Here is a 23553-nt window from a genome sequence, read left to right as displayed (position 1 = left end):
AGACTGAGCGATGCCGCTGTCTGAACTGCAGAGAGCTGAGTGAGACAGCCACTGTTTCAGCGTTATCGCCCAGTGTATTCGGTCCCTGCCGGATACAATGAATGGCCCCTAAGGGGGATCGGTTCGGGCGAGAGCATGATGGATATTGAAGAACTTAACGGACAATCCTGGTACCTAGCGCAGTACATTACCGGTGGCAAAAACCGCGAAAAGCTTTTTGGCTGGCTTTGCGAGCAGCACATCACACCCTGGACGCCACTGACAGTTAGAACCATTCGGCGCACGGATAAAATCAACTGTATACGCAAGCGCATTTCACCTTTGTTCCCCGGTTATTTTTTCCTGAAAGCAAACCTGGCCACTCAGACCGTTGATAATATCCGCCGACATTCTGCCTTCTGTGGTTTTGTTATGAATGGTCCTCAAATTGCACCACTTCGCCCATTGATCGTGGAAGGTTTGATGAAATGTCATCCTGACCCCACTCTTAGCCCAGAGGCTCTGAATGAGCTGGAATCCGCGTCCCAGAAATGGCTCACAACAACACAGTACCAATATCTTCTCAGTATAGAGCAAGACTCCCGCCCGGTGTCGAGAGTGACTTTGTTAATGAAACTTGTCTTCGAACCTAGTTTGCTGGGGTTCTAATTACACTCCCGGCATTTAGCAGTTAACCCGGCCTTGTGTCGGGCTCTTTTCCCCAGATGCGTTACTACAACACTGGATGCCGGCAATGGTGTCTGAGCTGGTCCTGCCATGGACATCCCTGTCCCTTTACCGGCTGGTCATTTATGGTGTATTCCTTCTGTTGGAGGGTGATAAAAACACCATTGCCGGCATTCGATACACCAACTCAATTAAAAGGAGATAGCCTTTGTACTCCGCAGATAATACCGTTCACCATCTGCTCTGGTGCATTCTGGTTGCGCTACGTACCGCCGATCAGGAAAAAACCTTCACCTCGGAAATGGCTCGCAGACGTTTTATCGCGAACTGGCTAGATACGGCACGCGGTAATCCCAGTTTTCGTGGCATGAATGCCGAATTCACCACGCTGCGTCAGTTGTTGGAAACCAGTGATAAAGGCGTTCCGGTTGACTCAACCCTTAGCGTTCTACTGAGTCATGCCTCCGCGGTAGAACAATGCGACCTGTTCCGCTTTCGTTCCGCACTTAATATCCTGATGCAGAAAGGCTGGCACCTTGTTATTTGCCGGTTTCCAGAGAACATAACGACGGAACTAATGCAACGCCGGCAGGGCCGCCGTAAACATGCGCTTCAACTAACGTGTACGGAAAATGCATTCCAACCTGCAGGGAATATGGTACAGCCCATCACATTTCAACTTCTGTTAAATCGTACAACAGAGAACAGTGAAGATGCGGAAATGATATTCCATACAGAAGGATTTCAGGGCGTTGTGGCGAATGAAATGGAGTTGGATAACCGGCGTATCATCCGCACTCTGCACATCGGAACGCCCTCTATACCTGCCGGTGAATGGAGTCCCAGTAAGGACAATATTTGGCAACCACCGAAAAACTCAGCCCCCTTCAAGAAGGAGAGTTATCACTGAATAATAAGAGTTTCTCATTTGGTCTAAAGAAAAAACCAACATCAATACTGAGGAAAGTTCATATGTGTATCACCGTCACTGAAAAGGACCTGCGTGAATTCCATATCCGCAGGGCAGCACGGGTTATTCAGTTCAAACGAGCCTGTCGCCTAAGAGCAAGATCACCCGATAAAATGTCACTCAGTACGCTGTCCTCTCTGCGTAATTTAATCGATGAGACAGAGGAGCAAATCGCAGAATTTCAGCAAGACTATATCCGTTAGCCCTCCTCTCGTCACCCTAGCAATATCGTCCCCATATACATCAATCGATATGGCTATTCCATTACCTGATGAAACCTATGAAAATCATTCACACATCAATGCTGCTCCCCATTATATTGGGTGGCTGCAGCCTGCCGCATCGTCAACCGGCCAGCAGCGACGCCCTACAATTTGTGGATGTACAGATACAAACAAACACTCAAGTAATCTTATTGGCACAAGAAGCACTGAAGCAAGCCAGTGCTATGACACAACGGTCTCGTTCGCCAACCCCTATATCATCTTTTGGTATCAAATCATCTGCAGCACCACTGAATTCAGCACAGGATAATCCATCTTCAATTCGGGGATTAAAAAATGTGAAATCACTCGGGACTCCTGGGGCATTTACGCTTGTTAAGCGGAGCACACACAATCAATCTATTAACGCTGTTCTTCGCCAAATTATTCCACAGGGATGGTCGATTGAATATTCTGCAGACCTGAAAGGAATATCTCAGCAGCGGATTGATTTTGAAGCTAATGACCAATGGCCATTTGTTCTGGACAGATTCTTAATCCAACATCAATTAGTTGCATTGATAAACTGGCCAACACAGAGAGTCTCTATTGCACACTGGACAGCGGCATTTAATCCAGCCCTACTGGCTAAAACGGACAATAAATCAACACCGACAAAATCATCTTCACCGGTGTCACCGGGGCCACGCAACCCGTTCAGTGCATCACGCCAAGCAACAGAATCCACCGCACTCCCTAGAGGTAAAAGAACAACACCATCAGCCACGCCGGTATCGTCAATAACGCCGGCCATTAAGCCAGTGATAAAAACGGTAGCCAAGCCGAAAAACTGGCAGGCAGAGAAGGGTTCAACACTCAAAGACACCTTGTTCCTTTGGGCTGTCGGTGAAAAATGCGCTGTTCCTGGCATATCCAATTGGACCATTGCCTGGTTGACTTCGGTCAACTATCGCATTGATGCACCATTGCAGTTTGAAGGTGACTTCCGTGATGCATTGAATAGTTTGTTCACATTATATGGTGCGGCGAAAGTACCTCTGTACGCGGGGGTTCGTCAGCCTCAGTGTGTGATTTCCGTGGATGATAAGGAGGTGCGCTGATGATTTACTGGCTGCTCTCTATCTTTGTCGGATTGTTCGTCTGGAGTAATTATTCTCCCCATGATGAGGCCGGCATGCAATCTCAGGACAGCTCATTAAGTCAACGAACGATTCTGACAGTACGTTATATCAATGAAATCAATGACTGGCGCTATAACAATCCAGGACCAAAAGACGGTGTAATCCCAGACAGCAACTTTAGTTGGGTGTCTGTTCCTGGATTGCATCATGTACTGCAGACTGACCGGGTGTATGTCTACCAAATAGACCAACCAGGGTTAATGGCCGCCATGTTGGCTCAAAGTCGTCAGTCAGCGTTGGTCGGTAAAGTCGTCAGTCGCCGTTTGATTGACAGTCTCGGTAATGACATGCAGGTAAGCGTTCCTGCCACCATCCCTGATGGCAGTCTGGTATACCTCAACTAACTCCTATCTTAAGGCTTTCCATGAAAAAACAGCTTCCCCTTATTGGGCTGGCGGCGGTTCTGTGCCTACAGCTCAGTGGGTGTGCGCCCATTGAGCGTATCGATCAGCGCGATAATCAGGTTACAAAAGATGAGAAACAGGCAGATAAACACCTGAACACCCTAAAAAATGGTGCCGTAGTCCGTGATTTAACCTCGCAATGGATAAACCCTTATCCGTTGAATGCGTTGCCAGGTGGCAGCAATTCACTCCCGCCTTGTGCGGTGGCCATTAATCGTCCCGGCAGCATTACCCTGGCGGAGGTGAGCGCCTATGTCAGCAAGCGTTGTCATCTGCCAGTGGTCGTTACCCCGGACGCGCAAGCAATGCTGATCCCCTCTGGCGGCGGTAAAACTGAACAGTTGAGCGGCCCTGTCCCCCCGCCTGACCCCAATGGCATGATGCCGCTGTCCGCATTTGGGGGGGCTGCGATACGCCCTGCCGCCTTGCCTTCCAATGGTACCGCACTACGTGGATTGTTCTGGCAGGGGGAACTGAGCGGATTGCTCGATAACGTCACCACGCGCCTGGGGTTATCGTGGCGCCATGAGCAAGGGCGAATTGCTATTTTCTACCTAGATACCCGCACCTTCCCGGTAAACTTCATGGACAGTAAAGCTGGGTTTACGTCGAAGACAGTCAGCGGGACGACCTCCTCAATGGGAACGTCCGAAGGCGGATTGGGTGGTGACTCCAATACATCACAAACCACCGATATGGCAATCAAGTCCAGCCTGTATGAGGACGTGACCAATACCATCAAGTCAATGCTGACACCGGATACCGGCCGCATGAACCTCTCTGCAGGGGTTCTGACGGTGACGGATACCCCGCGCGTTCTGGAGAAAATCAGCCGTTATATCAATGAACGAAATGTTGAATTGAACCGACAAGTCGTGCTCAACGTTCAGGTCTACAGCGTAGAAAAACGGACTCAGGACCAACTGGGGATTGATTTGGACGCCGTGTTTAACAGTGGCAGTGTCGGACTGTCCCTCACCAATGCGTTTACCGGTTCGGCTTCCAATGTCCTGAGTGGTGGAGTTTCTATCCTGGACGGTAAAGGCAAAGGCTCCAAGGGCTTTATCAAAGCGTTGTCGGAACAGGCGAATGTCAGCGTGATGACTGAAGCCTCCAGTATGACCACCAATCTGTCAGCGGTACCCATTCAGGTCGCATTGCAACAGGACTACGCTTCGGGGGTCTCTACGCAGAATACTGCCAATGTCGGGTCAACCAGTACCATCACCAAATCGACGATTACCACCGGGTTCAACATGACCGTGTTGCCTTTCCTGGTGCCACAGTCACCAAAAATGCAGTTGCAGTTTGCCATTAACATCTCTGATGACCCGACCATGAGGACGTTCTCCAGTGGGGATACGTCCGTAGAATTGACGAAAACCCGCCTCAAAACGTTTACCCAGCGCGTCAATATGCAATCGGGGCAGACGCTGGTGCTGAGTGGTTATCAGTCATTGGGTAAGACCGTCGACCGTCAGGGTGTCGGCAGTTTCCGTTTCTGGGGACTCGGTGGTGGAGCCAACGGTGAAAATAACAAGACCATGTTGGTCATTCTTATCACCCCCGTCATTCTGGGGTAGCTCATCGTCCTTTAGTCTCCATCGCTATTTATCAAGCATATCGCCCATTCCCCCCTGTTTTTGCAAGGCCTACCATGAAAAGACAATTTTTCCGTTGTGTATTAACAACGTTACTCTCGTTACCCCTCGTCGCAACTGCGCAGACTTCCCTATCCCTCCCCAACAACGGGAAAAATGAGATGGACCGGCAGGTGGCTATCCATACACAGATACTGCGTGTTGAAGCGCCGAGTAATAACAAAAAAATTGACTGGAGTGCAGTCGTCAAGTCTCCCTTTACTGATACCCCCGCAGATGAGTTCAGTGGTGTTGCTATCGTGGACGAAAAACCAGGTGCTAAGGGGTTTATCAGCGCCTTGTCGACGCAAGCGACAGTCAGTGTCATCACGCAATCGACAACCTTGACCACCAATCAAGCAGTAGCTCCCTTCCAGTATCAACAAGAGTCAGGCAGTAACAATGAAGGGGTCAACATGACGGTATTACCATTATTGATGCCATCTTCTTCAAAAATGCAACTGCAGCTTAGCCTCAGTGGATATGACACCCAAATCCAACCTTTCTCCAGTGGGGGTAATACCGTGGAATTGACGAAAACCCACCTCAAAACGTTTACCCAACGCGTCAATATTCAGTCAGGGCAGACGTTGGTGTTGAGTGGAATGAGTAGCAATCAAGGAGAGCGCCATAAAACCCTCATTCTTATCACCCCGGTTATTTTGGAATAAATCATGACACGACAAACAACCCCCGGACGCTATAGCGTGCAAGTGGGAAAGGTCTGGTTGATTGCCGGACTCTACTGGCAATATTTGCCTCTGCGTGGGCGGCGCAGTATGCGCCTGAGAGCGCGGGCGGCAAAAGCCAGTCACTGGGCCGCCTTGCCGACAGAGGAGGGACAGGCTCAGGGCACACTACTCGGCACGGTCAACATAAATGATATAACAGGTCACAAACGTGGCCGTTTGCAGCAAGCCTCGATGGCACTGGCAGTTCTGCCTACGTTACCGGCTGATTGCTACGCCGTTTTTCTGTTACCGAATGGGCAATATTGGTTTGTGGCCATCAATAATGGCATGTTGTCTCCGTTTGGCGATATTGTTGGGAGTGAAACCGCAGTCCGCACAGCCGTGGACAATTTCCTGCAAATCACCGCGGTGCCGGACGGTGGTTGGACAGTCTATGCCCCAGCAGGTTTTTTCCCTGATACGGCAATACAAGCGCGAGAACTTATCCCGCAGCTCAGCAATACCTCAGGGTTACGTCGTGCCAGGCTCTATAAAACGCATGACACCCAAGCCATGTGGTTCTGGGGGGGGGCCATGGTGGCATTGTTGGGAGGGTATTTCGGGTATTCAATCTGGCAGACCCATCTGAATGACCAACGTATCGCTGTTGCACAGGCCGCACTGCTTGAAAAGCAGAACGTCCGCCAGCAGGCCCCCGCTGACAGCCTCAAGCCCTGGGGCAAGCAGCCCCTCTTCTCAGAAATGCTCAGTGGCTGCAGTACCGTGTGGAAATCTGCCCAGATATCCATTGCAGGTTGGGTATTCAATACGGCTGACTGTACGGTCAACGGCCGAATGGTGCTGCACTACACCTTGCCAAATGGCGGCACAGTGGGAGATTTCGCGGTGCGTTTGCCTGTGCTGTATGGCCAGGATATTCAGCCCGAATTCAATATTCCCGGTTCGGCTAATGATGCTTCCTTTATCTTGCCTGTCACACTGGTTAAGCCCGATCGGCCAGAAGACTTATTACCGGGGGACCAACAGATACAACATCTGACCAGTTATGCCCAACGCATCAATGCCCGTCTGCGTCTGAGTGCCGTAGACACGTCAACACAACTCACGCAGGGCGAAGCACAAAGCCTACCGTGGCGCACCTACAGCTTCGCATTCATTACGGATATCCCACCAGATCGGTTATTTGCACCGACACGTTTTAATAGCAGCGGTATTCGGGCATCAAGCATTGTGACCACGCTCAAAAATAATCGTCTGGAGTATACCATTGAGGGAGTTTTGTATGCCGAACGTTAAATTCAAGATTATCCCATGGGCGCTGTACTTGGCACTGACTGCGCCAAGTGTGTTCGCCGCCCCCGTTACTGATGTGCGCACCACCCCGACAGCAATCCCCGACACAGAAACCGTGGTGCCCGCGCCCGCATCCAGCGATATCCCGCCGACCACGGTCTTTACTCGAACGGAGGCTGGACGGGCACTCAACTTGGGGCAACTGGAATCTATTCAGGCTGAAACTGTGCTGTACGAAGCCCAATTGGCCCGAGCCAAAGCCCTGAACGAGCTGCAGAAGAACGGTTATGACCGCTCGCTGGATCAACCCTTCAATCCTGCCCCCCCGTCGCAGGATAACAGTAAAAAAGAGGTTAAAGGGGCCACAAAAGACGCGGTACTGCCACACGTCATCGAGATAACCGGCAACGGTAAGGTTTTTACAGCGTTACTGGCGCTCGGCAATGGTAATCAGGTGACCGTTCAAGTGGGGCAGCGTATCCCCGGAACGGATTTTGTTGTTAAACATGTCAGCATTAATGATGTGGTGGTCTCTGGTGCGGATCAGTCACTGGTGTCACTGTCTTTCGCGGGGTAAATCATGTCTTATGAACAAAAAGGGTCTGCCTACCTTCATCTTGATATCTCAAATTCCGCGCACCCCGTCCTGTCTATCTCCGATGCCCACAGTACCCATATATCGGTGCAATCGGAAATCGCCAGTGCGTTCAAAAAGTACCCCAGCCTGCGCATTGAACGTGTCCAGCTCGATGCACTAAAGGCTCTGCAACAAAGTCGTATCACCGAACACGCGGTCAACGGTGATTTTTCCGCCCAACAAGCAAAAGTGATCAGCTTCTTTAAACAGGCCAAGGAGAAAGGGGCCAGCGACATTCACTTGCTAATTGGCATGAACAACGTGACAACCGTGCAATTTCGGGTGCATGGCGATCTTGAAACCATTACCCAGTTAGAGCGGGCTGAGGGCATGACGTTAGCCTCGGCCATTGTGATGTCGATGTGCGATATGGCGGAGAAGAGCTTCAACCCTAACCGCTCTCAAGATGGCCGGGTACGCAAGGAGTTTTTACAAGGGCTGAGCCTCTTCGGTGCCCGTTATGCTCATGCCCCGTCAGAGTTTGGTCTGTATGTGGTCATGCGTATCTTGCCCGATGAGGGAAAATCGCCGCCCACACTGGATGAACTGGGGTATTTACCTGAGCAACAGGTCCTTATTCGTCGCATGGTGGCTCGACCTGAAGGGAATGTGACGGTGGCCGGCCCCACGGGCTCCGGGAAAAGTACGACACTTCGCACATTCAGCGCGATGTACTTGGCTTTTACGGGCAATCGCAAGCGGTTGTTGACCATCGAAGACCCCCCTGAAGGACTCATTCATGGGGCCGTCCAGATGCCAATTATTGCAGACAGAAATGACCCGGAAGCACTCAACCGCGCCTGGGTCAGGTCAATTTCAGCCTCGTTACGTCTGGATCCGGATGCGATTATTGTCGGCGAAATCCGCGATACAAACTCGGTCAAGTCGGCGCTCACTGCCGCCAAGTCAGGGCATATCGTGCTGGATACCCTGCACGCCAATGACAGTGTCGGGATACTCGACCGCCTGACCGATACCCTGGATATTCCGATGGGACAGGTGGCTGACCCCCAGGTGATGATTGGGTTAATTTCCCAGAGGCTAGTGCAATTGCTGTGCCCACACTGCAAGAAAAGCTGGCATGACGTTGAAGCTGAGATGGATCTTGAGAAAAAGGCGCTGCTGACGCGTTTCTGCCAGACCGACACGCTGGCTTTTCGCCAACATGAGGGCTGCGAGCACTGTTACAAAGGGATCACCGGCCGCAAGGTGATTGCCGAGGTTATCCGCCCGGATGCGACCTTCATGGAGTTGTTCCGTCATCAAGGAAAATTGGCTGCCCGCAGCTACTGGGTGAATGAACTGGGGGGGATCACCCGAGGGCAGCATCTGTTGCGCTATCTCCACGCGGGCCTGGTTGACCCCATTGAAGCGGATTACATCAGTCCGTTAGATGAAGACAGCCTGACATTGTTACCGAAGAAGGAAAGCGTATGACCTCACGAAAAAGTATGCGCTTACGTTTGACAGCATTATGTCAGCGGCTGCGCTTTTTGCCTGACCCACCCCGTTCGGCCCCTGCACTCAGCGATTCGCTGGGCCGCTGGCTGGCGCAAAAAACCTTTACCACCACTGACCGGTTGGCGCTGTATGAGGATTTGGCTTTTTTACTCGACAACAACCTCAAAGTGGAAAAGGCCCTGACGTCGATGATTGAGAGTTACGGGAAAAAGCGTCCACCGGTGGTGTTCTGCCTGGAAGATATGTTGAAGGCATTACGCCAGGGGCAATCAATCGATCAGGGGCTGGTTGCCTGGATACCCCGACAAGAGGCCGCCATCCTCAGCGCGAGCGTTGAGGATGGGGATCTGGCGGCGGCGTTATACCGTGCGATTACCGTCGTTCAGGGCATGGCCGATATGAAATCTGCGCTTATCTCCACGTTGGCCTACCCCATGATGTTGCTTGGCACCACGTTTGCCATGATGAAAATGGTCACCGTCTATTTTCTGCCCCGCCTGGAATCGTTGTCGAGTCGTGACAACTGGTCGGGAGCCCTGTGGTGGCTAAGTACCGTGTCAGAATTTTTTGTCAACAATGCCCCAATCCTCGGGGCGGTATTATTGCTGCTCACGGCGTTCATCATCTGGTCACTGCCAAACCTGACCGGTAAAGCACGCCAGCATGTGCTTGACCATCTGCTGCCCTGGAGTGTGTATCGGGATGTGCTCGGCGTCGGGTTCTTGCTGAATTTCAGTGCACTGATGCGCGCTCAGGTAAAGACCGAAGATGCACTAGAGATGTTGAGTCGTCACGCCCCACCCTGGTTGTTTGAGCGGCTGACCGCGACACAGGGGCAGGTCAAACAGGGTGACCATCTCGGTCTGGCGCTACGCCATGCCGGGTATGGTTTCCCCTCCCCCCGCGCTATCGACAAACTGGTCCTGTTGACCGATGGCGATAATGCGGAAGTAATTATCGAAAATTTTGCCCGATCCTGGCTGGTGCAAACCGTCAAACGGATAAAACAGACTGCCGCCTTGTTGTCTTACCTCGCATTAGGCACCAATGCGGGCTACATGATCCTCATTCTGCTGGCGACACAAAACCTCACCGATATCGTTGGCTCACATTAAGCCACGTATTTCTTATCAAACCTAAAGGACACATCCTATGAAATTGTCAAATACCTCCCTTCGCGTGGGTATCAATCAGGGTGCTATTACCCTGATCGAAGCCACGATGTATATCGTACTTGCCTTGGTGGTACTGGCTATTGCGGTCACACAAGGAGGCGGGTTGTTTAACCGAAATGATGCCAGTACCGAGTACAATAATGCTGCCGAGTTATTGACCAACACCCGCACCATGCTAAAGACCTCCGGTATTTATGATTTCTCCTCGGCAGATACGATGACGGGCGCACTTATCCAGTTTGGTGGCGCACCGGCCAACATGACGATGGTGGGCACCAAAACCTCGGGGACCGCCAAGTTGCAAAACCTGTGGGGAGGTGCGGTTACCGTGCAACCGGTCGCCACGGCGGGTGGGCAGAAGTCATCGTTCTCTCTGACGTATGCGGCCGTGCCACAGGAAGCCTGTATTACGCTGGCGACCAAAATCAGTGCGGCACCCAGTGTGGTGACCACGCTGGTCAATGGGACGACCACCAACGGTCAAATTGCCGCGAGCGCCGTCGGTGCCCAGTGCACTGCGGATAATGGGTCTGTTGGTCAAAATACCCTGACCTTTACCAGCAACACCTGATGCCCATCCTGCCGGTAGTTGTAGTGATGCTGCTGCCGGCTTCTCTCTGGAGTGCATTCACATGTTGTTTTCTTATCAACGCATGCTGTACAGCCTGGTGCTGGGCGGGACGTTACTGTTCTCTGTACCGTCACAGGCGTTCTGTTTCAATGAGGCGGGCATACGCTACAGAGTCGACCCTTTGTTACTGCGTTCGATGGCGACCGTTGAAAGCAGTCTGAACCCCCGCGCTGTCGGTATGAATCGTAATAAAAAAGGGGTTGTCACCAGCCGTGACTATGGGCTGATGCAAATCAACGACCGACATATTCCGCAGTTGCGGACACTAGGCCTGATCCAAGACGAACAGGATCTGCTGAGCAATACGTGCCTCAACGTACAGATTGGTGCTTGGATATTGGCAAAGCACCTCAAAAAATGCGGCGTCAACTGGCAGTGTCTAGGCTCTTATAATGCTGGATTTGCCGATAACAACGGTGAACGACGGATGATTTATGCGCGTAAGGTCTATGCCAAGTACCTGAAGCTTAAAGGTGGGGTGGCCTGATGTTCTCCTCATTATTGACTATCTCCCTGTTGATGCTCTTGCTGGCCATTCCGCTGGTTATCCAGGCAAAACAATTTTTACACGTACATGACGGAGAGGCGTTGACCCTGCTGCAGGTGTGTGGCGTGATGGCCAGTTTTGTTCTTGCTGGGTCTTCACTCTTGCTGTTCGGTCTGCATTCGGGGGGCTCTCCGCTGAGCATCGCCAAATACTTGACATTGTTAGCGTGGGGGATCCCCCTGGTGTTACTGGACCTGCGTCAATGCTGGTTACCTCTGCGTTTTACCTCAGGCTTCTGGGTGACCGGGGTGTTATTTACCCTTCTTCCTGGCAATACGTTGTCCTGGTGGGCAGCCTTACTCGGCAGTTGCGGCATGTTCTTGTTTCTTTATGCCTTTTATGTCGGTGCCCGGTGGTTGCGTCAAGGTGAAGACGGTTTTGGACTGGGTGACGTTCATTTGATTGCGGCACTCTGCGCTTGGCTTCCCTGGCCGTTGGCCAGTCTGCTCAGTGGCTGCGGTTTTTTGCTTTTTATCATCGGGGCGGTGCTGACACAAAAAAGGACCCAGCCTTATGCACCCTGGTTATTTGCCTTACTGGCAAGCCTTGCGGTGTGCTTCCCTCAATTAACCCTATTTGGTGCCCTATGACAGCTGAAACTGCACCTCCCCGTATCAACCGGGGGTTATCCTTGATTTCCATGGCCATCGTGCTGGGGATCGTACTGGTTGCTGCCCCCATCGGGCTTGAACGCTATTCAAACTACATGGAGGAACAAACGTGGCATGTTACAGCCACGCACCTGAGCACCGTCAGTCAGGGTGCTCGCCGCTATATAAAAGATAACTACAACGACCTGCTCACTCAAGCCAAAACGGGCACGGTGACCGTGACAGGTCAGGCACTCCGTGACACCGGTTACCTTCCGCCTGGTTTTTCCCTGACCAATAACAACGGTCAAAACTATGTGGTGGCCATTGCACTCAACCCGACACCGCCCGATAAACTGGTGGCCTTTATCCTGACCTCTGGGGGACAGCAAATCACCTTCAAGGGCCAGCGTTACATTGCACAAAACATCGCAGGTCTGGGGGGGTACATTTATCCCGAGAATATCGCTAATGGTGCCGGTGGCGGCTGGGAAGTCAATCTAACCCATTTCGGCCTCAGTGGGCAGAATGGTCACCTGGCGGCCTACCTGTCTTCGGATGTACTGGGAACGGACGCAGAGGAAAGCGATCGGCTGTACCGTTTCAAAGTTAATGGCCGCCCAGACCTTAATAAGATGCATACCGACATAGATATGGGCAATAACTCATTAAACAACACTAATGCTGTCAATGCCCAAACGGCAACAGTAGAAAATGATATCAAGAGCAGCAGCGGCTGGATCATTACCCAAAACGACAAGGGATGGCTGAATGCTACCCACGGGGGCGGGCTGACCATGACGGACGACGATTGGGTACGCAGCGTCAATAACAAAGGGATTTATACCGGAGGACAACTGCGAGGCGGAACAATACACGCCGAAGGCCGTCTGGCCACAGATGAGTTTCTGCAACTCAATAAGATTATGGTGCCTGGTCAATCCTGTGAGGCCGGTATATTAACTCGGGATGCCGAAGGTGCGCCTCTTTTCTGCCAGAAAGGAATATTGACCAGTATCGGGGGCGGTGGCATGTCGCGTGCAGGCGTCAATAATCTTGATATCGTATCAAATGGATCATACAAAGTCTTGTTGGTGACTGTATCCAGTTTATTCAATGCCGGTGATGGTTCTCACACCGGTTCCGCATCCTTTAACGTGTATGTCGATGGCGGGTTGGTTGGTATTGTTAAAACCAGCGTCCGGGTTGATAAAGGCGGTAGTAGCGGACATTACTGGGGTTATCAGAATTTTGGTATTGCTCAAAAACAAATAGCGGTCAATGTAAAATCAAACAGTCGCGTCACGGTTATGCTGGTAGGCAGTTCATATCACAACACTAGTGATGTCCGCATCGACCTAACCTCTTAATTTATTAGAGCCGTAACAGAAAATAGATTTCATGTCTGTTTCACATTATTCACTCATTCTCAATGCAGGTGATGATGAAATATAAATTAATACAAAAATACTGGCATTAATATAAAGCACTCTTTCAACGTTAAACTTAGGCGAACGGAAGAATGATATTGAAAATACCTTCAAGCAACTTCTATTAGCCTGTAGTGAACGCAATAAAGATGTCTTTTTTAAATTAAATAAGCCATTTCATTAAAGTGCCAGTTTATCAAACAACGAAATACGCTGCGGGTGGCAGGGTGTGATGAAAGCGCTCTGCATGACTTCAATACAATGATTGAATATTTGCAAAAATACTATGATTTAGCTTGGGAGGATTTTCGGTCAACTATTCTGACAGAATAGCCTAGTCAATATTATCTATGGCATTAAGATTCTGTCAGTCATAGTTATTGTTTCATTGGTTTATATATTAATGGAAAGGTAACCATACTCAATAAACCCTCAGGTTATCTCCGATATACAGGAACTATTTATATGAAATTATCGTATCTGGCCACGCTTGGCCTTTTTCTGCTGTCTGGTTGTCAGGCCCGCCAAGCCCACCCTCCAAGTCCATCGTTACAACCGGCATCAGCCAATTCCGCGCAGCTTCAAGCCATCCAACAGGAACTGTATTTAAAGGGTGCATTAAATCAGAAAGCTCCACATATACCCGCCAGTATCACAGCAAACAGCCAGCGAGTTTCCGTTGATTGGGAAGGTGATGCGATTGAACTGCTCGCCCAGCTAGCCCGTCAACGCGGACTTAATTTTGCATACAGCGGGGTTCGGCTACCGCTGCCCGTCAGCGTTCATGTCGACAATATCACGTTTGAGAACCTGCTCCGCCAGCTGGAAACTCAAATTGGCTGGCGCGCCAGCCTGAAACAGCAGTCACTGGAGTTACACCTGTACTTTGCGCTTCCAGATAAAGGAGGCCGCCTCGCATGAAACGACAGCTACTTGCAGGCTTACTGCTATTCAGCACGCTGCCCGCATTCGCCGAAGATGCCCCACCATCTGAGATGGCGGACTACCTCAGTCCGGCAGTGAATGATTTTAACGGGCTAAGCGATACCGTCTGGCAGATGCTCAACGATGCTGGCCAGACCGTGGGGTTTCAGGGAGGTAAAGCTCAGCGAGCCTGGGAACTTCGTCAGATACTGACGGCCCGCGACACCACGCTCAACAATATGTACGACTTCCGGCCGCTTATCAGCCGACAGGGCTATATGCCGCCGGTGATAGCCACCGCGACCGATATGGCACATATCACACCGGATCAGATACGCACAGCGTATCGCACCTATAACATTCTGGTTCCGGCTCGCTTTGTTAGTAACCCTCCGGGCTGGCGAACCTGGCTCCTCCCGGGGCTTGCCAGCAAACGTATTGATGCACCGGATGCCAGCGTCCGCCCCAAAAACAGCAAGGAGAAGGCCGTCTGGGAAAAAGCCGTGCGTCGTGGATGGGAGGAAGGCCGTCTCAGTGCCGATCGCACGCTGGAAGCCAATTTCAACCGTTTGACCCGTGATTACACAGGCATGCTCCGTTATTCCACGCTGCTACAGCAGGGCATTATTCAGGCACCGGATATCAAAGAGACCCAGCAGAGCGTCACCGGCACACGTGATGAACTGATGATTGGTGACAAGGTGAAACGTATTCAGGATCCGGCAGGCTTTGTCGTGGATAAAAAGCAGTGGAAACCTGTCATCCGCAAGGAGGCGCAATAATGTTACCGGCATTTGATTTCCATCAGCACGGTGGCATAACCGGCGATGCCTTGCGGTCCTTTCTTGTCCACTGTTCTCACAACAATGTTTCCGATATTTTCCTGCAGGGGGGAGGTCCGCTGGTTGTTGATTTGTATGGTCGTAAGGTCCGGGCCAGCGAGTTCCGCATTGAACCGCCTCAACTGGCTCGCTTGATGGATGATGTATTTTCTGAGCAGATTAAAGGCGACCTCAAATCAGGCAAAGGCGTCGACCGAGCCCTTCAACTGACCGGAGATATTTATAACCGTTACGGGCTCGGGCGAGGCGAACGTCTGCGCTTTCGCTGTAACTTCGTGCAGGCGACTATCGGTGACTATGACATGGTGCCAGCACTCACTCTGCGAACCATCCCAACCGTAATTCCGCAGCTCGAAAGCCTTGGACTGGAAGATGATTTATTCCCGGCGTTACTGCCTCACAAGGGCATAGGTCTGGTTGTCGGCGAAACAGGTTCGGGAAAATCCACGCTACTGGCTGCTATTTATCAGTACTGCGCCCAGCATTATCCCGATCGCAAAATTGTCACTGCGGAAGACCCGATTGAATTTCTGCTGAACTTTCCGCACGCCATCCTGATGCCGGAGCAATCGCAGATTGGTCGCGATGTGGCTTCCTTCGCTGAACACCTGCGGCTCTCACTGCGTCGCGCCCCGGGCGTGATTGGCGTGGGCGAAATACGCGATCTCGAAACTCTCTATGGTGCAGTCATGAACGGTCAGTCCGGGCACCTCTGCCTGTCTACCATGCACACCGACTCCCCGGGAGAGACCATTCCCCGCGCTTTGATGCTGGTTCCGACAGAACTTAGGGAAGCGATGGCACACAACCTGCTGAGTAATCTGCAGTACATCATTGCCCAGCGACTGTTACGGACCACCGACGGCAAACGTCAGGCGGTGAGGGAGTATCTGGTGTTTGATGATGATGTTCGTGAAGAGCTGGGGCGTCTGGATCATACCCGCTGGCGTGACTGGATCGATAACCATCTCAGTGAACGTAAAGCTCGCATGAGTGATAAGGCTTGGGCTCTTTATCAGCAGGGCCGCATCAGTCAGCACGAGGTGCTGACCGTCATTACCCGACGCGAACTGGAGCGGAGGATGTCGATGTGAATATTTGCCCCTGGCGCGATGCCGGGCGACGACTAGAAATACTGGGTATTCCGGTCGTGCTTTTTGCCCTGTATGCCGCATGGTTTCAGTGGCCGGAAACGACCACGCTGTACATTATCACCGGCATCATCCTCTTCTTTCGGCTTCTCTCCTTCTTCGGCTTCACCATCACGGTGCTCTGGCAGCGCCTCATCTATCTTCTTCGCGGACAGCGCCTGACAGGTCGTCCATGGTGGTATCGCAAGTTCTTTGAATAACAGAGGAACATGACAATGCAGAAACGTACTTATCTCACCATTATGCCGGATAACAAAAAGGACGCATTACGCGCGGCCGGGCGTCTTGCTGATGGAGATTATGCCCTTGAGTATGATCGTTCAGAAAAACTCTGGTTCGCAAAACCAGACGCCGACCTTGAGAAGGTAAAGCCCTGGGTACCTGAAAATACCGTCTCTCAACCAAACCAGACCACCACCAATAATCTGACGCCTGCAGAAGAATTTGCACAAGTGCTTCAGGATGCGGGTTTTATATTTCCCGCTGGCGATTTACCTGAATTGGATGGAAAGAAACATCGTGTATATGTTGACGGTCAAAAAAACACCTCACAACATAAAAACAAAAATGGAGATTATCCCGGAGGTTCTGGTGTTTATCAGGGATTCATGGATGGCCGACCTGCTGGATGGTACGAGAATCACCGGGCAAGCGAAGGCAAGGTGAACTGGACCTCCACCGGCTCACATACCTATGACCCAGCAGAGGCAATAAAACATCGGGCACTGGCCGCCCAAAAGCGCTGGGACCGGCAGATACAATCTCAGCTGGAATTTGCGCAGATGGGCAAAACCCTGGCGCGGCAATGGAGCAAGATGCCACCGGCACCGGATACTCACACTTACCTGGCCCGAAAAGGTGTGCCGGCAGTAGACGGGGTTCGCCTAGATAAATACGACAATCTGGTCATTCCGCTGCGCAATACCGCCGGCGAACTTCGCACGCTGCAATACATCAAGCCCGACGGTACCAAAAACCTGAAGAAGGATGCTGAGAAGACCGGTAATTACTTCGTCGTTGGCGGCGAACTAAACCCACAACTCCCCATTCTCTATGCAGAAGGATATGCCACTGCGGCAAGCCTGCATCAGGCCACCGGGACTCCGGTTGTGATGACGGTCGACGCTGGCAACATGGTGACGGTGTCACGAAACCTTAAAGCTCTTTATCCCGATGCGGCCCACATCATCCTTGGCGAAGATGACTTCACGAAAACCGATAACAAAGGACTCAATAAAGCTCGGGAGGCCGCAACGGCTATTGATGGCACCTATATCATCCCACAATTTACTGAAAGTGAACGCGCACAGGCATTCGCCGGCACCGGTTCATTCAGCGATTTCAACGACATTCATTCATCACGGGGACTCGATGCCGTACGCGATCAGCTGTCTCCAGTTCTTGACCCTTTACTCCCTGACTGGCGTCAGACCTTCACAAAGGAACATCCTATGCCAGAAACCAACCTCAGACAGGACGATCCTGAAGAGCAATTACCGGAACCTGCTGATATCGCAGAATATGCGGCTTACATGCAGCAGGAGTCTTCTTCACAGTCCCCGGAAAGTGAAGACCACCTCGTCGGGCAGAACAGCAGCGAACCGGCAGAAGCTGTATCAGCACCTACTGAAGCCACACCTGCACCATCTGATGCAGAAATACCCCCGGTTAACGCAGAAAACGAACCAGAAATAGCAATTTCACAACCATTTGATGCAGGAATTGCGTCTATTGATGCAACATTGCAACCCGGCGATACCGAATCCGCGCCAACTGAAGCCAGTCAACATCCGACAGATATCGGCGTTCTTGCTGACCCGGCAGCCGCCTTACCTGACGCGAATATTTCACCGCCAGATGCGTTGCCGACATCCCCCGAGCCATCACCACAGCAGCCGCCCGAGAGTCCTGTTGGCGTAACGCCGGATCCCGAAGTGCTACCGGTACTGAGTGACAGGGAAACGCCAGTAGTGAATACGGCTTCGCCGACCGAACCGCAGGATATACCTGCCGAAGAGAACGGCTTTAACTTCACCTTTGGTCGTCATGCCGGTGACGTTAGTCCGCAGGAAGATCCGGTACCGCGTATCAATCTCGATGAACTGCTGCAGGGTCTCAGCAGCCGACAGGAAGACCGCACGTGGGTATACGCTCTCGATGGCCAGGATGCCTTCCGTGATTACGGCGATCGCATCGTAATGGCCTCCCCTGAAGCCAGCGAGAATGACCGCATGATCCTAGCGGCTCTGCTTTCCGCAAAAGCCAATCAGCGCGGTGCAGTAGAAATTACTGGCAGCGAAGCGTTTATCCAGAGGACTATGGCGCTGATTGCAGATCACAACATTGAGGTTCACCTTAAAAACCCACAGCAACGTGAACAGTTCGAAGCACTGTTGAAAGCTCGGGCAGAGAATACTGTGCCACAGAACGGACTGGATATCGGACCCGCAAATCCCTCAGTTGAGCCAGCCCCGGCACAAGCTGCAGCTGATTCGCCGGTGATCTCCCCTTCAGCCTCAGCGGCCAGTGAAGCACCCGCCCAACCTGCTGCGCCGGAGCTGACAACGGTTGAAAAAGAGACGCTGCGCACCGGTCTCACAGGCAAGCTGCTGGATGCTGGCAAAGCACCATACCAGTTTGATAAAACCAAAACCGACAGCTTTTATCTGCAGATGCGCACCAAAGGCGGTAACAAAACCTTCTGGGGTGTCGAGCTTGAGCAGGCGTTGAAGGACAGCGGTAAGCAGCCCGGCGATATGGTGAAACTGCAATTCCTTGGTAAGAAGCCGGTCACCGTGAACGTGCCGGTGAAAGATGCCGACGGTAAGGTTACTGGGTTTGAACGGCTCGACACCCATCGCAACCACTGGACAGTCTCCCCGGTCATGGACAACCGGCTACTTGTTGAGGACAGAAACGCCGTCGCACCGGCGGAACTTGCCGCCTACGACGGTAACGCTTTCTGGAAGTTACAACAGCAGATCATTCAGGCAGCAAATCTACCACTTACCATGCCTGACGCCAGTGGCCACGGGTTGCTGTACACCGGTCCGGATGGCAAAGGTCAGCCCGCACCAGGGACACCGCCGGTTGATGCGCCGGTCCCTCCTCATTCCAAAGCGGCCGGATCCGTGGTGATGCATGCGCTCGCCGCCGATGGTGAGCTGCAGGCACATCTGGTGAAAGGGCATGGTGATTATCTTCAGGGCATTATTCGCCATGAGGGAGAACTTAGAAACGTACTGGCTCGCATTTGCACTGGCGGGAATGGCAATACGTATCTCGCGCTCAATACCGTTCAGGATAACGGTTCTGTGCACCTCATCGGGCATGCTTCAGCGGTAAATACGGTGAAAAATGGCACGGCTAATTTCGACACTTTTGCATTTCAAATGAAAGGAAAAGATGCGCCAAAATTTGCCGTACCACTGGTTACTCCGGAAAAGATCCCGCCGGCCCTGCACTGCAAACTGGGGTTCTCTCAGGCATATACACCACCGAAGGCTGAAGACCCTGTTCAGTCTCCCCGTGCGCAGGTAAAGCCGGCTATCCAACCACAGCCAATGTGAGGTCATGATGCGACGTACACTCTGTTTCACACTTTTATTCCTAGCGTGCCTTCCCGCTGCAGAGGCAACCTCCTGCCGTGCAGGTACCGCAGCTCAGGTAGGCCGCGAGACGGGCTACAATCGTGCTAAAGCTGCAGCTGAAGCCTGGTCACAACGTCAAAACAACGTTTCGGCGTCATTGGGTGACTGTCTGGGAAATATTTCCACCACAATCACCGCCCCCACATTTCCTAATCTGGCAGATATGATGAACCAGATTGGCCAGAAAATCTGCAAGGCGGCACGAGACAAAATTAATGACTATGTCCCGTCCACTATTGATCCGTGGGGAGATTTACCCTCCTCCGCCAATCTGTCGTCATATAGCTCTTACGTTCCCGCACCACAGAGTCAGTCTGTCACTTCTGCACCGATAAGTTCCGCGACCAGTGGCGGCAGTTCCTCTTTCATTTCTCTGAACTGACGGAAGTAATTCAACGATGAAAAAGAATCCAGCCTCCCCAGTAGAGGCTTCTTCGGCTGTAGCTAAAGAAAATCCTGATATCGAGTTCGATAAACATCTTGTGCCATTTATGGCAGCGCTGAAGCTGCAAAAAGAGAAAATGCTCAATGCCTCCTTTGCTCGTAAGGCGCTCCAGGTTGCACTGCTCGCCGCCACGGTGAGCCTGCTGCAGTGGCCGGTTAACGCCTGGCTGGTCTGGAAAGTAGCCAACCCGCCGACGAAATACTTCGCTACCTATAAAGGCAGCGTACTGGAGCAACACCCCACTTCAGAACCTGCATATTCTGATGATGACGTCATCGCATTTGGCGATAAGTTGATCCGCGATGCTTTCCAGCTCGATTTCAAAAACTACCGGGTACAGCTAAGCAATCAGCAACAAAAGTTATCTGAAACTGGATTTGCCAGCTACTACAGCGCCCTGACAAATTCGAATCTGTTTGAGAAAGTGGTTAAAGACAAGATGCTCATGTCAGCCAACGTCACACGCAAAGGCATAATTTACCGACGCGGTCGCGAGGGAGAAAACGGTCCCTATATGTGGGACATACAGTATCCAGTCACACTGAGTCTGGATGGTCAAACCCGCAGCCTGCCACCACAGAACTTTATTTTTACCGTGCGCGTCCAACGAACTGACGTCAACGTCAAACCGGAAGGGATTGAGGGTGCATCAATCATCACCCGCGATGCCCGCTAATTTTACTCAGGTACTCTCATGAAAAATCTCACTCTCACTGCAGTGGTTATGCTGCTGTCAGCAGTCCCGGCACTCGCGACAGATTGGGTACCAGCCCGCACGGGTAATACACCAACCACCGAGATCCCAGCGGCACCGAAACCTACAGCACCTCAAAACGAACCTGTAGTCCCTCAAACAGATATCACTGCCCTGATGCTCCAGACACCACCGCCCACCCCCCCCACTGCAGCCCAAGCATGGGCGATGAGCCAGGCCAACCCTCTGGATAATCGCCAGGGTGTTGAAATGGTAGGCAAAGTGATGGATGAAGCGAGCAGAGGGCGAGCATGGCAACCCGCCGATATTGTTCCACGCATTTCCACGCTGACCGTTAATCTTTCTCCCGGAGCCTCCCTGCCGGTCCTGCGTACCACGACGAATCAGGCTAGCACCCTGATGTTTACGGATAACACGGGAGCACCATGGCCCCTGGCAGCACCGCCCTATAACGGCAATCCGGATGGTTTTGCTGTGAGCTTTATACCGGACAGTAGCGTGATGACCGTACAGGCAAAACGCCAGTACGACCGGGGAAACGTAACGGCATATCTGAAGGGGCTGGCGGTACCGGTGATCATTGATGTCAACAGCGGCGAGGCCGGCAACGACACAGGAGCTCGAGTCATCGATAGCCGTCTGGATCTGCGTATTCCACAGCGCGGGCCTCAGGCGAAGAAAATGCCAGCCGGTCAGTCGAAGATTGGCCTCAATAATCCAACCTTGCAGGCCTTCCTTGATGGCGTTCCGCCTAAAGAGGCCCGACGACTGAAAACTCAGGGTACTTTGCCGGACACGCAAGTATGGCAGATGGGAGATGACCTTTATATCCGCTCCCGCAACGAAATTCGTGACGAATTCGAGCTGACGCAAGCCTCCGGCGACGGTACCTGGCTCTATAAATTGCCCCTGACGCCAGAAGTGGCGTTCTCTCACGCCGGAAAAACGGTGTATCTGACTATTTCACTGGAGTGACTATGTCCGCCGAAAAAGACGTCAGCCGGGACGTAAAAAAAACCGGCATCATCATCGCAACCGTGATTTTTTCGCTGATTGCCGGCGGATTTCTGCTGGTTTCGTGGATAAGCACACCACCTCCGCCAGCCTCTAGGATCAACGTAGATAAGACCGCAGGCGGCTCTGGAAAAATCGCTGCAGAAAGCCCGCAATACCGGGAAATACTTCGTGAGAATAATGCGGAAGGTGCAAAACAGGCACAGGCAGCTAACACCAGTTTCATCGCCTCTGTCGGCTCAGGAACTGTGAGACAGGTTCCACCAATATCTCAGGTGCCTTTGCCAGCGCCGCAAACACCGACACCATCCGGGTATTCTCAGCAATCACAGCCCGCCCCGACGGGTATCGATCCGGACCGTAAGAAGGCTCTGGAAGCCATGCTGAAAGAGCTAGTTATCCAGCGAGCCGCACCTGCTGGACAAATTGCCAGCATTACCGGCATGACTGGTGGTCAGGCAGGAGGTAATCCGGGAGGAACCCCGGTGAGTGTTTACGCAAGCTGGACGGAGAGCCTGGCACCGACGCTAACGTCGGCGACGCTATCAGGAAGCACGTCCAGAAATACCGACAATGTGGTGATCCCAGCAGGGAGCCGACCAGGTGGGGTTATCGATACGGCAGTCGATTCTGACAACACCAACTCTCAGGTGCTGGCTCACATCCCTGCGGGTCCCTATGCCGGAGCAACGCTGATGGCTAACGGTGTTCAGCTGGCAGGTGACGGCGTCAATATTCATTTCACCAAAATGACCTGGAATAAGGACACATGGCGCATTGATGTCTGGGCAGCAATGCCTGATACGTTGCAGTCATCGGTGGCATCCAGCGTAAATAACCGATACGGCACGCGTATTCTGCTCCCCGCGCTGGCTCACGGACTCGGGCTGGGTGGACAACTTTATGCCAGCGCTAATACGCAGATCCTGAGTAATGGCTACAACACCCTCGAAGGTCGCGTCGGCATGCCAAACGGAACAGCCGTTGCCGGTACAGTCCTCGGCGGTGCCGCTCAACAGGCTGGTCAGGTCATTGCCAGCGATGCCCAGAAGCTGCCGGTTAAGCAGGTTCTCGTCGATCGCGGCCAGAGTGTCGCCCTGCTCTTTATGACCGCAGTCAAAGAGAGCGATAAAGAAACCACCACGACGGCAGATGCCGCATCAGCAGGCCTGCGCATCCAGCCAGCCGGAACCTTTGCCCCCGCAACACACCCCTGAAGAGACACACCATGAAAGAAGACTATTTTGATCCGGACCTTGCACCGGACGCTT

24 protein-coding genes are annotated in these 23553 nt (G+C 52.3%); all 24 read left to right on the top strand.

Going from position 1 to position 23553, the window contains the following annotated elements; translation table 11 throughout:
• The first annotated feature begins 135 nt into the window (after positions 1-135).
• Complete coding sequence (locus DJ39_RS16850) at positions 136-648, top strand: transcription termination/antitermination NusG family protein (RefSeq protein WP_370273427.1); 513 nt, start codon at positions 136-138, stop codon at positions 646-648.
• Positions 649-874: 226 nt separating this feature from the next.
• Positions 875-1576, top strand: coding sequence for a DUF2913 family protein (locus DJ39_RS16845; RefSeq protein ID WP_004720789.1), 702 nt, complete (start codon positions 875-877; stop codon positions 1574-1576).
• A 62-nt stretch (positions 1577-1638) separates the two neighbouring features.
• Positions 1639-1839, top strand: a complete 201-nt coding sequence (locus tag DJ39_RS16840; RefSeq protein WP_004720790.1) for a hypothetical protein — start codon at positions 1639-1641, stop codon at positions 1837-1839.
• 77 nt (positions 1840-1916) lie between these two features.
• A complete protein-coding gene (locus tag DJ39_RS17650) occupies positions 1917-2960 on the top strand; it encodes a toxin co-regulated pilus biosynthesis Q family protein (protein ID WP_072012918.1) in 1044 nt (347 codons plus the stop codon).
• Positions 2960-3385: a type IV pilus biogenesis protein PilM gene (gene pilM, locus DJ39_RS17165; protein WP_049688159.1), complete on the top strand. Its 426-nt coding sequence runs from the start codon at positions 2960-2962 to the stop codon at positions 3383-3385. The genes DJ39_RS17650 and pilM overlap by 1 nt, the downstream gene beginning before the upstream one ends.
• 20 nt (positions 3386-3405) lie before the next feature.
• On the top strand, positions 3406-5028 hold the full coding sequence (gene pilN / locus DJ39_RS16825; RefSeq protein ID WP_004720794.1) for a PilN family type IVB pilus formation outer membrane protein: 1623 nt from the start codon (positions 3406-3408) through the stop codon (positions 5026-5028).
• Between the two features lie 74 nt (positions 5029-5102).
• The gene (locus DJ39_RS16820) at positions 5103-5756 is read left to right on the top strand and encodes a hypothetical protein (RefSeq protein ID WP_143715016.1); all 654 of its coding nucleotides are present in this window, start codon (positions 5103-5105) and stop codon (positions 5754-5756) included.
• 3 nt (positions 5757-5759) lie between these two features.
• On the top strand, positions 5760-7073 hold the full coding sequence (gene pilO2 / locus DJ39_RS16815) for a type 4b pilus protein PilO2 (protein ID WP_038251882.1): 1314 nt from the start codon (positions 5760-5762) through the stop codon (positions 7071-7073).
• Positions 7060-7647, top strand: a complete 588-nt coding sequence (gene pilP / locus DJ39_RS16810; RefSeq protein ID WP_049688157.1) for a type IV pilus biogenesis protein PilP — start codon at positions 7060-7062, stop codon at positions 7645-7647. Before pilO2 ends, pilP begins: the two co-directional genes overlap by 14 nt.
• 3 nt (positions 7648-7650) lie before the next feature.
• Positions 7651-9144, top strand: a complete 1494-nt coding sequence (locus DJ39_RS16805) for a GspE/PulE family protein (RefSeq protein WP_069971730.1) — start codon at positions 7651-7653, stop codon at positions 9142-9144.
• Positions 9141-10283, top strand: a complete 1143-nt coding sequence (locus DJ39_RS16800) for a type II secretion system F family protein (protein ID WP_230596535.1) — start codon at positions 9141-9143, stop codon at positions 10281-10283. Before DJ39_RS16805 ends, DJ39_RS16800 begins: the two co-directional genes overlap by 4 nt.
• A gap of 37 nt (positions 10284-10320) precedes the next feature.
• Positions 10321-10914, top strand: coding sequence for a type 4 pilus major pilin (locus DJ39_RS16795; RefSeq protein ID WP_038251880.1), 594 nt, complete (start codon positions 10321-10323; stop codon positions 10912-10914).
• Positions 10915-10975: 61 nt separating this feature from the next.
• Entirely contained in the window at positions 10976-11461 is a 486-nt protein-coding gene (locus tag DJ39_RS16790) for a lytic transglycosylase domain-containing protein (RefSeq protein ID WP_004720806.1), read from the top strand.
• On the top strand, positions 11461-12111 hold the full coding sequence (locus DJ39_RS16785; RefSeq protein WP_038251878.1) for a prepilin peptidase: 651 nt from the start codon (positions 11461-11463) through the stop codon (positions 12109-12111). The genes DJ39_RS16790 and DJ39_RS16785 overlap by 1 nt, the downstream gene beginning before the upstream one ends.
• Complete coding sequence (gene pilV / locus DJ39_RS16780) at positions 12108-13481, top strand: shufflon system plasmid conjugative transfer pilus tip adhesin PilV (protein WP_099511713.1); 1374 nt, start codon at positions 12108-12110, stop codon at positions 13479-13481. Before DJ39_RS16785 ends, pilV begins: the two co-directional genes overlap by 4 nt.
• Positions 13482-14006: 525 nt before the next feature.
• On the top strand, positions 14007-14462 hold the full coding sequence (locus tag DJ39_RS16775; RefSeq protein WP_004720812.1) for a DotD/TraH family lipoprotein: 456 nt from the start codon (positions 14007-14009) through the stop codon (positions 14460-14462).
• Positions 14459-15247, top strand: a complete 789-nt coding sequence (locus DJ39_RS16770; RefSeq protein WP_038251876.1) for a type IV secretory system conjugative DNA transfer family protein — start codon at positions 14459-14461, stop codon at positions 15245-15247. Before DJ39_RS16775 ends, DJ39_RS16770 begins: the two co-directional genes overlap by 4 nt.
• Entirely contained in the window at positions 15247-16401 is a 1155-nt protein-coding gene (traJ, locus tag DJ39_RS16765) for a plasmid transfer ATPase TraJ (RefSeq protein WP_004720814.1), read from the top strand. The genes DJ39_RS16770 and traJ overlap by 1 nt, the downstream gene beginning before the upstream one ends.
• Positions 16398-16658 (top strand): IcmT/TraK family protein, encoded by a 261-nt coding sequence (gene icmT / locus DJ39_RS16760; protein ID WP_038251874.1) that lies wholly within the window; start codon positions 16398-16400, stop codon positions 16656-16658. The genes traJ and icmT overlap by 4 nt, the downstream gene beginning before the upstream one ends.
• A gap of 15 nt (positions 16659-16673) precedes the next feature.
• Positions 16674-20027 carry an LPD7 domain-containing protein gene (locus DJ39_RS16755; RefSeq protein WP_004720815.1) on the top strand — a complete coding sequence of 1118 codons (3354 nt, stop codon included), beginning with the start codon at positions 16674-16676 and terminating at the stop codon, positions 20025-20027.
• A gap of 4 nt (positions 20028-20031) precedes the next feature.
• Positions 20032-20490: a hypothetical protein gene (locus tag DJ39_RS16750; protein ID WP_049688154.1), complete on the top strand. Its 459-nt coding sequence runs from the start codon at positions 20032-20034 to the stop codon at positions 20488-20490.
• Positions 20491-20506: 16 nt separating this feature from the next.
• Positions 20507-21229, top strand: a complete 723-nt coding sequence (locus DJ39_RS16745; RefSeq protein WP_004720818.1) for a DotI/IcmL/TraM family protein — start codon at positions 20507-20509, stop codon at positions 21227-21229.
• Between the two features lie 18 nt (positions 21230-21247).
• Positions 21248-22243: a DotH/IcmK family type IV secretion protein gene (locus DJ39_RS16740; RefSeq protein WP_038251870.1), complete on the top strand. Its 996-nt coding sequence runs from the start codon at positions 21248-21250 to the stop codon at positions 22241-22243.
• Positions 22244-22245: 2 nt separating this feature from the next.
• Complete coding sequence (gene traO / locus DJ39_RS16735; RefSeq protein WP_004720823.1) at positions 22246-23499, top strand: conjugal transfer protein TraO; 1254 nt, start codon at positions 22246-22248, stop codon at positions 23497-23499.
• The last annotated feature ends 54 nt before the right edge of the window (positions 23500-23553 follow it).

It is taken from the genome of Yersinia ruckeri ATCC 29473, assembly GCF_000754815.1.
Taxonomy (GTDB): domain Bacteria; phylum Pseudomonadota; class Gammaproteobacteria; order Enterobacterales; family Enterobacteriaceae; genus Yersinia; species Yersinia ruckeri.
The sequence above is the reverse complement of the archived record's forward strand: the minus strand, read 5'-3'. Positions and strand labels throughout refer to the sequence as shown.